The following is a 15,237-nucleotide window of genomic DNA, read 5'->3' on the forward strand; positions in this document are numbered from 1 at the left end:
GGCGATGTGCTTAATTCGATTGGCCGACAGGTGCCAAAAAATAGGACGGATATTTGACAAAATTGGTTTTAACAATATTTTCTGTTCATTGATTCTCACGCCGTATTGCCGGACCGCTGATCCCATGCAGCATGAACTCAATAGTCAGGTTGATCTCAGCTTCATCATCCCAGTCTTTGTCCGGCATCAGCAGAAGGCGTGCCAACAGATACCCGATTACGGAGGAGATGGTGAAGCGTATAATTGAAGAGGTGGGGACATCTGCCACCTCGCCCTTTTCTTTGAAATGATCGGTGATATTCGTTACCCGCTCCAGTATATTGTTCATAACATTTTCAATGAACTGTTCCCGGAGAACCGGCTGGAAGGGGATTTCCTGTACGAATATTCTCAGGATCTTAAAATTTTTGCGGGCGAACTCCAGGCGGTTCACCATAAAGGCCCGCAGGAACGCTTCATAGCTCTCAAAAGGAACATCCAGCACTCCGCCGAAATTGCGAAGCACGAAAGGTGCGATCATCTTGGCCATAGCCGGGCTTACAATAGACAGCAGCAGCTCTTTTTTGGTCTTGTAGTAGCGGAATATGGTACCTTCTGCCACTCCCGCCCTTTGGGCAATTTCACTGGTGGAGGCAGCGGCGTAGCCCTTCTCGGAAAAAATCTCAATTCCCGCCTGCAGAATGGCCAGCTGCTTGGGTGTCATCTTTTGTTCTTCACTGAGGGTCAGCAGCTCCGCGATCCACTCTTCCTGACCTTGCTGCTCTGCCGCTTTGTTCTTTTGCATGCGGTTGTCCTCCCAAAACTTTTCCTTCAATATAGTCTATCACAGGAAAATTAAAGTTTACATTTTACGATGCTTGCGCAGAGCCAGCACATTGAGCAGCATGAACAGGAGGGAGAAGCCAATCAGCGCGTAGACATCAAGGTCAATGGCGTTCCAGCCTTTGCCGCGGATCATGATATTCGTCAGCGCTTCCGAGCCGTAATAGATCGGCGTTGCCAGTCCCACACGCTGCAGCCACAGGGGAAGGGTATCCAGCGGGAACAGCCCGCTCAGAAAAATCTGCGGAACAATAATCAGCGGAATGAACTGGATCATCTGCAGCTCATTGGCGGCATATGCCGAGAGCAGCGTGCCCAAAGTCAGAGCCGACATCGAGAGCAGGAGGGTCAGCAGCAGCACATAGCCGAAGCTCCCCGCCATCATAATGCCGAGCACCTGGATAGAGAACCAGGAGATCAGCAGCGCCTGGAACACGGTGAAGATACCGAACCCGCAGACGTAGCCAAGCACAATCTCCCAGCGCTTCAGGGGCGTGGAGAGCAGACGCTCCAGTGTTCCGGTAGTCCGCTCCCGCAGGAAGGAAACACCGGCAATCAGGAAGACGAAGAAAAAGATAAATACACCAATCATAATCGGACCAAAGCGGTCAATGGTCTTCATATCCTCAGCGCCGTACAGATAGCTGATCTGCGGTTTCATCTGGCCTTGTCCCGCATTTGCCGGATGAAAATTCTGGATGGCTGCAGACACAGCCATCATCACCGCCCGGTTTGCGGTCGGATTGCTGCCCTCAAGAATAACCTCGGGTGAAGTTCCATTTAGAGTAACGAGGGCATCCAGCTCACTTTCCTGAAGGTCGGCTTTGCCGAGGTCCGCTGATTTGTATAGAACAACCTTCGCGTTCTGCGCTTCAAGCGCGCTGGTGAAAGGGATCGCACCACCGGAGACCCCGATCTTTGGCTCATAGGCATTTCCATTGAATACCAGACTCATCAGGCTGAGCACGAGTAGCGGGGCGATGAACATGAGCGCCATGGTTCTTTTATCATGAATGAATTGCTGCAGGATCCGCAGGGTAATTGCGCGTACTCTCATCGCCGGGCACCTCCATAATATAGAAAAGCGTCTTCCATCGAAGCAACGCCTGCAGATTGCAGCAGACCCTTCGGAGAATCCACGACCAGCAACTGCCCGTCCCGGATCATCGCGAGCCGGTCACATTTTTCCGCTTCGTCCATCACATGGGTAGTCAGCACAATAGTGGTACCCTTTCCGTTCAATGCACGCAGCTCTTTCCAGATAGACTGGCGTAATACCGGATCAATGCCCACCGTAGGCTCGTCAAGAATGAGCAGCGGCGGTTCATGCAACAAGGCGATCGCCAGCGACAGGCGCCGCTTCATTCCGCCGGAATATTGATCCACGCGTTTACGCAGATGCTCCTGCAGATTTACAATCTCCATCACATCGGCGATCCGCCGGACACGGTTTCCGCCCTTTAGTCCATAAAGGGACGCGAAGAATTCCAGATTTTCTTTGGCGCTTAGCTCGGTGTAAAGTGCATCCGACTGCGCCATATAGCCGATTTGCTGCAGCAGGGAGAGCTTGGGCACAAGGGTACCCAGCACCTTCACTTCCCCTGAGGTAACTTCATCAATGCCGGTCAGCAGCTTCACGAGCGTAGTTTTACCTGAGCCGGAAGGGCCAAGGATACCGAAGGTTTCGGCCTGCTCCACCTGAAGTGTAATATCCTTCAGCACCTCTCTGCTGCCAAATGCGCGGTGGACATGGGTTACAGCAATCACAGGATTCACTTGGTTCATGTCAATCTCCTCGATTCCATGGATATGAGTGAGTACTCACTCATTATTCTAAATCAATCCGTTACAGATGTAAATTGCTTTTTCAGCAGTGAAACCCTAATGAAAAGATTTTTTTAAAGTTTAACCAAAAAGGAGTTTTAATCTGTGGAAGTTTAGGGTAATTATGGGTATCAGTAAATATACTAATAATAAACTTTCCATAGAAGAGGGGCTGGAAAATGACCTACAGAAAGGTTGTGCTGGGCTTGCTGGTATGGGTGGCCGCGGCAGGACTTGGTGCATGCAGCAATCCCGGAAGTGAGACGGGTGAAGGGCATTTTCGCACTTTGGCGCAAGAAGGCGTAGACAAGTCACAGTATCTTCCCGGGGATTTACCGATTCCAGCCGGTGCGGGTATTACATTTACTGAGGGTGAGGCAGCCCACGGAAAAAAGTCCTCCATGCTGATCTATGAAACCCGGGAAAGCATGGATGAACTCGGCAGCACCTATCAAAAGTATGTGAATGACAAATCGCTGAAACTCGGGACACAGATTGTGGACAGGAAAAACATGATTATTAGTGGCAAGGTCCCTAATGCATATTCCTATTCTATTATAGGCACCAGCTCGGCTTCGAATCCCGGCAGTACCGAAATTATCGTAACATGGATTGAGAATTAACGTATTTAACCTAAAATTTACCTTAAGGCCGACCTTGATTGCTCAGGTGCGGTCTTATTTGTGCAGTTAATATTTCCATAACATTCCTCTCGAACAGAATTGACACTCGTAGATGAAAATAACATTAGCAGTTACCTATAGGAAAAGGGTGAATCTAATTGGGAAATAGAAAATGGTTCAGCGCGGCTTTGGCTTCAGCACTTCTCGTAACAGGAGGAGCGGGAAGTATTTTGGCAACAAGCAGCAGTGCTAATGCTGCCGCCGTTAAGACCTCAGCAGTCAAAGAAGGCAGCACCACCTGGACTGTGAACGGAACGCCAGTGACCCTTAGCACTATTGACAGCAAAGGCTATAAGCTGTATTCGCTAAGTCAAGTGGCAGGGGAGCTTGGCGCCAAGCTGATCTTAGGCAGCGGAGGCTTTCAATTGAACGACAGCAAGGGATTACATAATGTAGTCATTCAAGCAGGCTCAAAAAGCTATCAAGTAGATGGTGTGGCACAACAATTCACCATCGCACCTGTCGATTATAACGGTAAAACGTATGTAGAGCTGACGAAGCTGGTTACTTCACTTGGCGGAGAACTGCAGGCTGAAGGTCAGACGATTCTGAGCTTTGCCCGTCCGGAAGGTCAGTTTGATACGCTGCACTGGAGTGCCAATGGAAGCATTATTGCGAACAAAAGCGATTCCGAAACAGCACAGCTGTTCAAATTCCGCACATACCCTGGCGACTACGAGGTTTTCTCTTCCAATGAAAGCGCACTGGATTTCGCAGTTTCCGTAGATCAGAACTGGGGCGCGTTCACCGATGAGACAGGCCAGCTGAAGCTGATCAACCTTGCCAGCGGAGCCATCTCGACACTTGGAACGGATACCAGCGTGAAGACGGATCTGGTCTGGTCGCAAGATGGCAAGACCATCTACTTCATCCAGGGTGACAAGCAGGAGAAGATCGCTCAAATCTCGGTAGAGACTGGTGCCGTTAAAGCACTGCTTGAAGATAAAGTGGAGAATAAATCGGAACTGCGTCTGTCTACTGATGCCAAGAGTGTTGTCTACATTGTTAACGTAACCGGGGTCGCCAAAAATGATGCTGACAGTACAGAAGATTCGCTTACTGTAGATTTCAGCAAAGCCGGAGAGCAGCTGTATAAGCTGGATCTCGCTACCAAAGATGCGAAGCCTGTAGCTCTGACTACAGCGCTGGACAATAAGTTGTATCCGGAAATTCTGGCTAATGGCGGAGTCGTGTACCTGAGTGCAGATCCGGATGGCAATGCAGCCAACACCCTGAAATTCATCGCAGTGGACGGAACTATTACGAACATCGCTCTTGATGTTGAACCTTCATGGTCAACTGGGGTATCCACAGGTCTGATCGTCTCCGGTACAGCAGCGGACGGAAGCACTTCTATCTATTCCATTGATGCCAGCGGCAGCAAAACAGTGCTGTTCCATACGTCCGAAGATGTATCAGAAGTAGCCGTATCCAAAGATGGCAGCAAGCTTGCTGTTGTCAGCGACGGCAAAGTGCTCCTAATCCAGGGCGGCAAAGCACTTCAGCTCTCCAAATAAACGACTGAGGCATCACCCACATCATATAACGGCGGAATCGCCGAGAGGAGAAATTATTCATGAAGATTTTCAAAAAATTCACAGTTACAGCTTTGACCGCGGTTATCGCGGTAACTGCATCTTTTGCCGGAATCGCGGCTGCTGCAGATTCACTTAAGGGGAAAATTACAGTCAACGGCTCCACCGCATTGCTTCCGCTGACGCTGCAGGCAGCCAAGGAATTCCAGAAGCTTCATCCGAAAGTCAAAATCGCTGCTTCCGGTAAAGGTTCTGTCACTGGACCACAAGCTGTGAAGAAAGGGATTGCCGATATCGGCGCATGCGACTGGGATGCAAGCATGGACGTTCCCGGCTTCAAGGCTTTTGAAGGACAAGTAGCTAACAAAGTAGCCGTTATTCCTTTTGCCACCATTGTTAACAAAAATGTAGGTGTAGATAACCTCACTACCGAACAGCTGCAAGGCATTTTCTCTGGGAAAATCACCAACTGGAAAGATGTCGGCGGATCGGATGCCAACATTGTAGTCGTTACCCGCGCCTTCGGTTCCGGTACACGTGTTAACTATCAGGCTAAGGCACTGGCTGGCGGGGATATCACGAAGAAAGAGAAAAACTATAAAGAAACCGGATCAAGCGGCGATATGAAAACTGCTGTTGCTACAACCCCTAACGCTATCGGCTATATCGACCTTGTCTATGTAAGTGGTGGCGACATTAAGGCTGTGAAATTCAACGGTGTTGAAGCAACTTCAGATAATGTTATCAATGGATCTTACAAGATTTGGGCTTACGGATATTATATGACCAAAGGCCAGCCAAGCGGCGTAACCAAAGAATTCATCGATTATGTACAAAGCAAGAAGTTCCAGCAGGGTTCCCTGAAGAAGCTGAAATTCATTCCGATTTCCGCAATGAAGGGTTAATGGTAAGTCTTTTAGAATCATGAACATATATTGAACGGTAACAGCGGCCAGCTCCGGAGTTCATGCGGGGGTGGCCGCTTACAGGAGGGAAAGTATGGGGGCACCGGTCCAGAACCTGGCATCGCGGGCACAGAAGAGCAGTCTTGCAGAAAGCAGTATAAGCACCAAACGCCACAACAGGCATTTATTCAGCAACACCATGTTCCGTTATTATTTTCTGTTCAGTATCCTTGCACTTTGTCTGGTGCTTGGACTTGTCATTGTATTCATCGGCAAAACGGCGCTGCTTCTGTTCGCTCATCTCTCGCCGCTTGAGTTCTTCTTCTCATTCAACTGGAGCCCGGAAGAGGAAGCCTTTGGCGCCGCTGCCTTTATTGTTAATACATTATCACTGACGGCCCTGACACTGCTCATTGCGGTTCCCGTGTCGGTAGGAATGGCTGTGCTGTGTGCGGAGATCGCTCCGAAATGGCTCAAGGGCTTTATCCGGCCGGTGCTGGATTTGCTTGTCGGGATTCCTTCTATAGTCTATGGATATCTGGGGTTGACCGTGCTATTGCCTTTTCTGCGCAGAGTCAGCGGGGAAGGGCTGGGAGACGGCCTGCTTGCGGCAGCGCTTGTCCTGGCTTTGATGGTATTGCCTACTATTTGCCGGATCAGTGATGATGCCATCATTGCCGTTCCGCGCAAATACCGGGATGCCGCTTATGCCCTTGGTTCCACGCGTCTGCAGGTGATTATGCGTGTAGTTCTGCCCGCAGCCAATAGAGGCATTATCTCGGCCATTATTCTGGGCATGACCCGTGCGGTTGGAGAGACAATGGCAGTTGTGATGGTTATCGGTAATACGCCTCAGCTGGCCAAAACCCTGTTCACTCCCTCATCCGTACTGACCAGTAACATCGTAATGCAGATTTCTAATGTGGAATTTGACTCCACCTGGAACTATGCGCTGCACATGATGGCCTTTCTGCTGCTGTTGATTTCGTTTGTGCTGATCCTTATCATCCGCATATTAGGCCGGAAAAGGGGGGATGCAGCATGAATTTTACCCGAACACGCCATTCGGCCCGTTCACAACGTAACAACAAATTGGCAACCATTGCTTTTTACACCCTGGGCGCTCTGGTCATGCTGCTGATTTTCTGGCTGCTCTTCACCATTCTAAGCAAAGGCGTGCCATCGCTCAGACCAGACTTCTTGATCAAGCAGCCGGAGGAAATGGACGCTGGCGGCGGTATTGGCCCGGTGCTGTTCAACTCCTTCTATATTTTGTTCATTTCGCTGCTGATTTCGATTCCGATTGGTGTCGGGGCCGGAATTTATATGGCGGAATATGCGCCGGATAATAAGTTCACCGGAGCGCTGCGCATCTGCGTGGAGTCGCTATCGTCGGTTCCTTCCATCGTATTCGGGCTGCTGGGTCTCGCGATCTTTGCCGAATACTTTAACGTCGGACTGACCATTCTCGGCGGCGGTGTCAGCCTGGCACTGCTCAATCTGCCGATGCTGGCCCGCGTTACGGAAGAAGCGGTACGCGCCGTTCCCGGAGAGATCCGTGAAGCAGGCTATGCCCTGGGAATGACCAAGTTCCATGTTATCCGCAAGGTGGTGCTGCCGGTAGCCATGCCAGCTATCGTGACCGGTGTCTGTCTGGTGGCAGGACGCGCCTTCGGGGAGTCGGCTGTTATTATTCTGACTGCGGGCCTCAGCACTTCCGGCGAGATGTGGGATTTCAATCTGTTCTCGCCAGGCGAGACACTGGCTGTTCATCTGTGGTATGTACAGTCAGAGGCCATCGTTGAGGATGCGCGGCAGATTGCCGACAAGTCCGCAGCCGTGCTTGTGTTCGTGGTACTGCTGATTAATTTCATCTTCCGGTTCCCGCTGTGGCTCGGACGCCGCCGGGGACGCTAAGCGGCAGCAGATCTCTCATTTATACGTTCTAATGAATACAGAAACGGATGCCGACCTGGGTAAAGGGGGCATCCGTTTCTGTTTATGCTCAATTGTTAATTGCTTAAAATTGTAAATAATACTAAAATGAAAGCAATCCCATTTCCATACGAATCCCCCTTTCATCAGTTGTACCTTATAAGGAGGTGCGTAAGATGCCCAAACGTATGTCCGAGCAGGATCTGAACAAGTTGATCAATACGCTGGAGCTTACACCTAATGATGGTGAACATGAGTTTCTTGTTAAAGAATCGTTCATTAGTGAGGGGACTCCTGATGATGAACTATCGGGGCGTCTGTTAGTAAGAGCAGACAAGATATTCGTTCAGGACCCCCTCCCGGGCGGAACGCCAGCCGTGATCTCGGCCGTTCTTCCCGTCGTGATCCATGTCAATGGACAAGCCATTGAAGAGCCGACCCCTGTTACGTCGCAGGATATTATCGATTGGGAGCTGTCTGAGCCTCCCTTGTATGCAATTACCATTTCAGAAGACCGGCTGATGGCTTTTTTTACTCTATATTCCCCAAAGAAATTTCGCTGGCGGCTAAACAATCAATATTCTTCGAGTGTGCTTAAAGTCGATGCTTCCATTGATTTGGAGACGGTAACCGGCCAACTGGGGCTGAATCAGATTATTGTCGATTTTGAGCAGCGGGGAATCATTCAGAATCTGAACATTTCCGGCATACATGGAGAACTGCAGAATCCCACCTATCAGCCCATTCCCGCATCCAAAGGAAGAGCGGCTGTACCCGGGGAGAATGCACGTTTGGATTTGTTTTTTTCCGAAACCATTGAGAATGAATTTAATGAAATCGAAGGCCAGGTAGACTACCGCAGCCACCTTCGTATTCCGTCAGCGATCAGAGGGCAGGTTATCGCCCGCAAGATTCCGATTGCTGAGGGGATTCCCGGCTATGATGTCTATGGAGAAATTCTCTACCCGCCTCCCCCGAATGACATTACTGTGCTCGCTAGGAATAACACTGTGCTGCTGATTAATAACGAGGTGCGGGCACTGTATGAAGGAAGGCCAAGAGTCACAGGTGACAAAATCAAAAGTTTCGATATCTGTACCTCCTACCTCGTTCCCGGCAACGTGAATATCAAATCAGGCAATATCGTATTCTCAGGAGATGTGGTGATTCGCGGGGATGTCGAAGACAATATGATTATTGAGTCCCTGGGTAATGTGTATGTAGCCGGAAGTATTTATAATTCTACAATTACAGCTACCGGCAGTATTGTGGTCAAAGGGAATGTGGTCAATAGTAACCTGTATTCGGGGTACTTTGGCGTAATGTACAACCGGATCTATAACTGTTCCAAACAGCTGATTGATGAGGTTAGAAATTTGCAAAAGGCGGTCTGGTTGCTGAACCAGGCGGTGCAGAGCCGCAATCAAAGTGTGAATTTCGGACAAGCAGTGCTGCTGCTGCTAGAGAGCAAGTTTCAAAAGATTCCGCAGATTATTAAGGAACTGCTCTCGGTACTGACAACCGTTCAGGCCAATTATCATCAGGATTTGGGCCAGACACTGCATTTCCTGAATCTGTTTTTGAAGCCGATTCAACTGGTGGATTTCCTGACGGAAGCTTCGCTGAGCGGAGTGATCGTGATGCTGGAAGAATTGCATTCCGGTGTGGCCCGGATGCAGGAGTCCAAAGTAGAGGTCAATATCGGCAAATGCCAGAACAGCACACTGAAATCGAATGGAGACATTCTGATTCATAGAGATGGAATTGTGCAGAGCGAGTTGTTTTCCTCAGGAAATATTACGTTTCTGAAGACATTTTCCGTCTGCCGCGGCTCCAAGCTGGAGTCGGGAGGCAGTATTTCTGCTTATTACGTCGGAGGTGAGAGCGGCGCGCAATCCCTGCTTAAGGCCAAGCACAGCATTACCGTACGCAAAATGTATCATGGTAAAATTACCGTAGACCGGTATACGACCGAAATCACCGAGCCTGTAGAGAATATGAATTTTGACGCCGAAACGGTGCGTATGCTGAAATTACAGATGGAATCCAAGTGAATGCCGGCAGAGGGGAGCCGCGCACCTCGCCTCGCTCTGCCAGTTCCACTTTCCGACAAATAAACAGCCCTCCTTGAAGGAAGGCTGTTTATTGCTGCGCCAGAAGTTCACTATACAATCTGCTGTTATTCCCCCGTCTGCGCTTCTACTGCAATGCTTCACGCACGAATCCATCCGCTTTTGCAAGCCGCCGCCGTGCTTCGCCAGCATCAACATCACTTAGAATCATAATAATGGCTGTTTTCACATGACCTTCAGCAAGCGTAAACGCGGCCTCAATCTGCTCCTCAGAAGCATGGGTCGCCAGCTCAATAATACGCTTTGCCCTGTAGACCAGCTTCTCATTGGAGGGGTTCAGGTCGACCATCAGATTCCGGTAGACTTTACCGATTCTAATCATGGCGGTTGTCGTCAGCATGTTCAGGATCATTTTTTGTGCCGAGCCTGATTTCATCCGCGTGGAGCCCATAACAACCTCCGGTCCTACTACGGCTTCAATCGTCAGCTTGCCGACCCCGGCCATTGGTGTACCCGTGTTATTGCATAGCCCAATGACGACGGCTCCCAGCTCCCCAGCCCGTTTCATCGCTCCCAGTACATAGGGGGTGCGTCCGCTGGCAGCGATTCCGACCACTACATCTTTATCGGTTACAGCACATTCGTCGATGTCCTGTGCGCCCAATTCCAAGCTGTCTTCCGCACCTTCCACCGGATCTTTAACCGCCCGGAAACCGCCGGCAATAAGTCCCTGCACCATGGAGGGAGGGGTGCCGTAGGTGGGCGGGCACTCCGAAGCATCCAGAATACCGATTCTCCCGCTGGTTCCGGCACCGACATAGAACAGTCTGCCGCCGGTCCGAAAGGCGTATACAATATAATCCGCCGCTCTGGCAATCTGCGGGATCAGGCCCTGGATGCACTCCGCGACGAGGCGGTCTTCATTGTTAATCAACTGCATAATTTCAGCAGAGCTGAGGCTGTCGATATCCGTGGTCTTATCGTTGGGCTGCTCTGTCATCAAATTCGCTAAAATATCGTTCATGAGGTTTCGTCCTCCTGTCTGTCTATTGTTGTCTGTGGTAATGTTTCGATTTCCCGTCCGTTTCGTCCAGCAGCAGCTTCCCCAGCCTTGCCGCCCCCGTGGACGGCGGAGCTCCGTGGCTCCCATCCACAATCTCCAGGGCACTGCTGAATTTCAGCAGACGCTGGCAGAAGAGTCTATAAAAAACGCGAGAATACCTGAAGACCGAACCGCTGAGGACTACAGGAAGCGTCATCAGCACCGGGTTTTGGCGCAACAGCGCAGCCGCCGTATCGCTAAGAGCTTCCGCCTCTTCAGAGAGAATGGCAGTTGCGGCGGGGTCCCCGGCTTCAGCCGCTCCGATACAGAGCTTCGAGAAGGCGGCAATCTTAGCTTTGGTATGAGAAGGATGATAAATATATTCCTTCAAATCAGTGATCTGCTGTAAACAGTATTCTTCCATAATCATACCGGTCATTACGGTAGGAGGCTGAGCAGCGTCATGGCTGCGCATTACGGTCTGGACTGCACGGAGTCCAATCCGGTAGCCGCTGCCTTCATCCCCAAGAAGATGCCCCCATCCGCCTGTACGATGGCAGGAGCCATCCGGGCTGTAGCCATAGCAGATCGAGCCTGTCCCCGAAATAATCAGTGTTCCGAAGCTGTTGCCCAGCGCAGCCATCAATGATATTTGTCCTTCAGATTGGATGAATACCGGGATGGATATTCCGCGCTTCAACAAATGCTGAAGAACAGCGTTCTTTAAGCAGGCTTGTTCCTCCTTTGTCGAAAAACCTGACACTGCAAGACAGATCGAAGTCATGTCAGCTACGTCTGTCTGCAAACGTTCCAGCAATCCGTCAATAGCTGACATGACTCTTGTAAGCGCTACACCTAAGGTCGCGCTATGAGGATTGGAGGGGCCGCCGATATAGCGTGCAAGTAGCTCTCCCGCCTCATTCAAAGCGGATGCATCGGTCTTTGTGCCGCCACCATCAAGGCCTAAGTACACTTTCATCGATCACTCACCACTTTGATTTTTTCCTAATTATATGAGAATCGGCCCGTAAAGTAAAACAAAATTTCACAAATAAAAAAGTTGTTGAAATTTTATTTCACAGCTCATATAATGAATTCATTCCAAGTAATTGGGAGAATAGCAAACGGAACAAGTTATATTATCTAACATCAATTTGTGCAGTGTTTGTGTAAGGTCGGCCATTACATGAGGGGGTGCTTGGATTTAATGAACGGCGGATTAATTCGACTAAGGGAAATGTATGATGCATTAAGTCCTTCTGAACACAAGATTGCTGCTTATATCCTGCAGAACCCGGATGAGATGATTCAACTCTCAATTGCGGATTTGGCAGCGAAGAGTGGTTCAAGTCAGGCGGCCATCGTAAGGTTGTGCAAGACTATTGGTTTCAAGGGTTATCAGGATCTGAAGATCAAGGTGGCGGGGGATCTGCAGGGCAGAGATCCGGCAATCATCGGCTATCAGGAAATCCGCCCGAATGATACCATTGCGGCGATCATGCAGAACGTATCCAATAATAATATTCAATCGATCCGGGACACGCTGACGATTCTGGATGAAGACATGGTAGAACGGGCCGTGGAGGCCATTGACCGCGCCAAGCGAATCTATTTTTTCGGCGTGGGCGCTTCCAATCTGATTGCGATGGATGCCCAGCAGAAGTTTCTGCGGATTAATAAGACCAGCTTTTCCTTTGCCGACCCTCATGTTCAGCTTACGAGCGCGATCACAGCTTCGGAAGAAGATGTGGCTGTGTGTATTTCATACTCCGGAGAGACCAAAGAGGTCATCCGGGCCGCTTCTATTGTCAAAGAAAATGGAGGGACTGTCATCAGTATTGCCAAGTATGGCAGCTCTACCTTGAGCAAGAGCGCAGACATCCCGCTGTGCACCTCCGCTACCGAGAATGAAATCCGCAGCGGAGCGATGGCTTCCCGGATCACCCAGCTTAATCTGATTGATATTCTATATCTTGCTGTTGCGAGCCGGAATTATGAGCAGTCCGTTACTTATTTGGAGAGAAGCAGACAACATATCAAACGGCTATAGCCTGGAAAACAAAGGGGAGACAATAATGAAGAAAAGTTTATGCTTGGGTTTGGTTCTGGTCATGATGCTGATTAGCGCTTGCAGCAACTCCGGAGGCAAGGAGGCAGCAAACCGTCCGGATGCCAAGGACACCATTACGGTCTGGACCTATCCGGTTCATGGTACCTACGAGGATGAGCTCAAAGGACTGGTTGCTGATTTCCAGAAGGAACATCCGAACATCACCGTTAAGACGGAAGTGTTGTCTTGGGCAGAGGGTCCGAAGAAATTCGATGTTGCCCTGAACGCCGGCAGTCCTCCTGATCTGTATTTTCACAGTGTAGATGGCACTTATGTCAACACCGGACTGGCATTGGATCTCGACCCGTTCATGACCGATGAGATCAAAAATGACTACCTGCCGGGAACACTTGCGCTCGCACAAATAGGCGGTAAACAGTATGGCCTTCCGCTGTACCAGTTCCAATGGGGCTGGGGCGGAAATAAGCGCATTCTCGAAGAAGCCGGAATTGACTGGGCTGCCATCCAGCAGAACGGCTGGACCTGGTCTGAGTTTGAAGCGGCGGCTGCCAAGCTGACCAAGAAACTCCCGGACGGCTCCACCCAATACCCGCTGGTCACAGACGGAACCTCGCTCGATTTCATTGAGATGCTGTCCCGCAACAATAATATGCCGGATGTCCTGGACGAATCAGGTGCTTTCCAGTGGAACGATAACCGTATCCTGGGTACGCTGAGCTTCATCAAAGGCCTGCTGGATAAAGGTTATTTACCCAAAGAGACTTCAGCAATTGCTCCAGCCAAACGTTCCGATATGTTCTATGCCGGACAAGCGGCTATAATCTCCAAGGCTATTCCCTACTATGATGTCATGATTCAGAACCGCAACAAGGATATTGACGCCGGTACGGTCAAAGGTGAGAAGATCGACTTTGTCCTGCTCCCGGTTCCCCATAAGGATGATGCTCCTGCGAAAACTACTATGGGAGCAGAAGGCTACATTGCTTTTAAACAAAAGAACGACAAAGGCGAGCAGCATGCCAAAAATACCTTCCTTGTCCTGGATTACCTGAGCGGGGCGAAAGCCGGAAACTCCTCCAATGAATTGGTGTTGCCATTCGTACGCAAATCCCAGGCAGAACAGTATGCAGGCAAAGCACTTGGCACAGAAGAAACCATTAAGGCATCGGAGATCATGGCCAAGAATATGGCGATGCCTGTAACCTTGAAACTCGATACAGCCATTGCCGCCAAAATGAAGCAATTTAAAGAACAGGTAGTCACTCCTAACATGCAGGCGCTGTATTCCGGAGAGAAAACGCCGGAAGCTGTTGCTGAAGACTTCAAGAGTAAAGGCAGCCAAATGCTGGGCAAATAGTTCTTTTATCGGGGGCGTCCTTCAGATTGCGGATAGGGCGTCCTCTCTGAATAGAGGAGGGATAAGGGATGACGACAATCGCGCCAAACCGGGTGCGCAGTTCCGCCGGCAGATTATGGCGTGAATACGGCTGGGCCTACCTGTTTATCCTGGCACCGGTCCTGCTGTTTCTGGTGTTTACACTATATCCGGTGGTATCGGCTTTGATCATGAGCTTTCAGCAGTACAACATTATGAACTCGACCTGGATCGGCTTCGATAATTATGAACGGCTGTTTCAGGATGCAACCTTCTGGAAATCGATGCGCAATACTGTCATTTTTACGGTGTGCACGGTTCCCGTCAATATCATCATCACCTTTGTGCTGTCTTATTTGATTTATCAGATGAAAACCAAATGGCAGACCTTCTTCAAGGCCACCTTGTACCTGCCTGCAGTCGCCTCGGGCGTAACGATATCCATCGTGTGGCTGGCGATTTTTGATCCGACGAATGTCGGGCTGTTGAACCGGTTTCTGGAATGGTTTGGCCTGGACCCGGTGATCTGGCTGGGGCAGTCCAAAACCGCGCTGTTCTCGCTGATCCTCATGAACTGGCTGGGCTCGCACGGAGCGGGAATCATCCTGTATCTGGCCTCGATGGGTGGAGTTCCGAAATCGCTGTATGAGGCGGCGGACATTGACCATGCCAGCGGCTGGACCAAATTCACCCGGATTACCTGGCCTTTGCTCAAACCGACCACGCTGTATCTGCTCGTAACGGGAGTTATTACTTCCTTCCAGGTGTTTATCTCCGTGTATATGATGACCCAGGGCGGACCTAACTTTGCGACAACAACGATTGCTTATCTGATCTACCAGACGGCGTTCCAGTTCTATGAATTTGGCCTGGCTTCCGCGCAGTCGTTTGTGCTGGCCTTTCTGATTATCCTGGTCTCTGTCATTCAATTTAAATACTTCTCGAGTGACGTCGAGTATTAGGGCGGAAGGAG

At 50.1% G+C, this 15,237-nt stretch carries 14 protein-coding genes; 9 read left to right on the forward strand and 5 right to left on the reverse strand.

Going from position 1 to position 15,237, the window contains the following annotated elements; genetic code table 11:
* Nucleotides 1-85: 85 nt before the first annotated feature.
* Genes A3842_RS04730 through A3842_RS04740 form a run of 3 tightly spaced genes read right to left on the reverse strand, consistent with a single transcriptional unit; the run spans nucleotide 86 to nucleotide 2,607 of the window.
* Nucleotides 86-784 carry a TetR/AcrR family transcriptional regulator gene (locus A3842_RS04730; protein ID WP_074100617.1) on the reverse strand — a complete coding sequence of 233 codons (699 nt, stop codon included), beginning with the start codon at nucleotides 782-784 and terminating at the stop codon, nucleotides 86-88.
* A gap of 57 nt (nucleotides 785-841) precedes the next feature.
* Nucleotides 842-1,879, reverse strand: coding sequence for an ABC transporter permease (locus A3842_RS04735; protein ID WP_074100618.1), 1,038 nt, complete (start codon nucleotides 1,877-1,879; stop codon nucleotides 842-844).
* Nucleotides 1,876-2,607: an ABC transporter ATP-binding protein gene (locus tag A3842_RS04740; protein ID WP_083609478.1), complete on the reverse strand. Its 732-nt coding sequence runs from the start codon at nucleotides 2,605-2,607 to the stop codon at nucleotides 1,876-1,878. Before A3842_RS04740 ends, A3842_RS04735 begins: the two co-directional genes overlap by 4 nt.
* Nucleotides 2,608-2,825: 218 nt before the next feature.
* Between A3842_RS04740 and A3842_RS04745 the strand changes: the two genes are divergently transcribed.
* From A3842_RS04745 to A3842_RS04770, 6 genes are all read left to right on the forward strand, one after another.
* On the forward strand, nucleotides 2,826-3,269 hold the full coding sequence (locus A3842_RS04745; protein ID WP_074084184.1) for a hypothetical protein: 444 nt from the start codon (nucleotides 2,826-2,828) through the stop codon (nucleotides 3,267-3,269).
* 158 nt (nucleotides 3,270-3,427) lie between these two features.
* Nucleotides 3,428-4,846: a TolB family protein gene (locus tag A3842_RS04750; protein ID WP_143186157.1), complete on the forward strand. Its 1,419-nt coding sequence runs from the start codon at nucleotides 3,428-3,430 to the stop codon at nucleotides 4,844-4,846.
* Nucleotides 4,847-4,905: 59 nt separating this feature from the next.
* The gene (locus A3842_RS04755; protein ID WP_074084186.1) at nucleotides 4,906-5,769 is read left to right on the forward strand and encodes a phosphate ABC transporter substrate-binding protein; all 864 of its coding nucleotides are present in this window, start codon (nucleotides 4,906-4,908) and stop codon (nucleotides 5,767-5,769) included.
* A gap of 94 nt (nucleotides 5,770-5,863) precedes the next feature.
* A complete protein-coding gene (gene pstC, locus A3842_RS04760; protein WP_074100621.1) occupies nucleotides 5,864-6,814 on the forward strand; it encodes a phosphate ABC transporter permease subunit PstC in 951 nt (316 codons plus the stop codon).
* On the forward strand, nucleotides 6,811-7,686 hold the full coding sequence (gene pstA / locus A3842_RS04765; protein ID WP_074084188.1) for a phosphate ABC transporter permease PstA: 876 nt from the start codon (nucleotides 6,811-6,813) through the stop codon (nucleotides 7,684-7,686). Before pstC ends, pstA begins: the two co-directional genes overlap by 4 nt.
* A gap of 194 nt (nucleotides 7,687-7,880) precedes the next feature.
* Nucleotides 7,881-9,758 carry a FapA family protein gene (locus tag A3842_RS04770; RefSeq protein ID WP_074100622.1) on the forward strand — a complete coding sequence of 626 codons (1,878 nt, stop codon included), beginning with the start codon at nucleotides 7,881-7,883 and terminating at the stop codon, nucleotides 9,756-9,758.
* Nucleotides 9,759-9,903: 145 nt separating this feature from the next.
* Here the strand turns inward: A3842_RS04770 and murQ are convergent, their stop codons facing one another.
* Together murQ and A3842_RS04780 are read right to left on the reverse strand one after the other, a co-directional pair.
* Nucleotides 9,904-10,800 carry an N-acetylmuramic acid 6-phosphate etherase gene (gene murQ, locus A3842_RS04775; RefSeq protein ID WP_074100623.1) on the reverse strand — a complete coding sequence of 299 codons (897 nt, stop codon included), beginning with the start codon at nucleotides 10,798-10,800 and terminating at the stop codon, nucleotides 9,904-9,906.
* Nucleotides 10,801-10,822: 22 nt separating this feature from the next.
* Nucleotides 10,823-11,797 carry a BadF/BadG/BcrA/BcrD ATPase family protein gene (locus A3842_RS04780; RefSeq protein ID WP_074100624.1) on the reverse strand — a complete coding sequence of 325 codons (975 nt, stop codon included), beginning with the start codon at nucleotides 11,795-11,797 and terminating at the stop codon, nucleotides 10,823-10,825.
* A gap of 228 nt (nucleotides 11,798-12,025) precedes the next feature.
* Between A3842_RS04780 and A3842_RS04785 the strand changes: the two genes are divergently transcribed.
* The 3 genes from A3842_RS04785 to A3842_RS04795 all read left to right on the forward strand — a co-directional run bounded on the left by A3842_RS04785 (nucleotide 12,026) and on the right by A3842_RS04795 (nucleotide 15,226).
* Nucleotides 12,026-12,868 carry a MurR/RpiR family transcriptional regulator gene (locus A3842_RS04785; protein WP_074084192.1) on the forward strand — a complete coding sequence of 281 codons (843 nt, stop codon included), beginning with the start codon at nucleotides 12,026-12,028 and terminating at the stop codon, nucleotides 12,866-12,868.
* 25 nt (nucleotides 12,869-12,893) lie between these two features.
* Nucleotides 12,894-14,246, forward strand: a complete 1,353-nt coding sequence (locus tag A3842_RS04790; RefSeq protein ID WP_074100625.1) for an ABC transporter substrate-binding protein — start codon at nucleotides 12,894-12,896, stop codon at nucleotides 14,244-14,246.
* A gap of 68 nt (nucleotides 14,247-14,314) precedes the next feature.
* A complete protein-coding gene (locus tag A3842_RS04795; protein WP_074100626.1) occupies nucleotides 14,315-15,226 on the forward strand; it encodes a carbohydrate ABC transporter permease in 912 nt (303 codons plus the stop codon).
* The last annotated feature ends 11 nt before the right edge of the window (nucleotides 15,227-15,237 follow it).

Origin of the sequence: Paenibacillus sp. P3E (assembly GCF_001909045.1) — a bacterium.
In the GTDB taxonomy this organism is placed as follows: Bacteria; Bacillota; Bacilli; order Paenibacillales; family Paenibacillaceae; genus Paenibacillus_AQ; species Paenibacillus_AQ helianthi.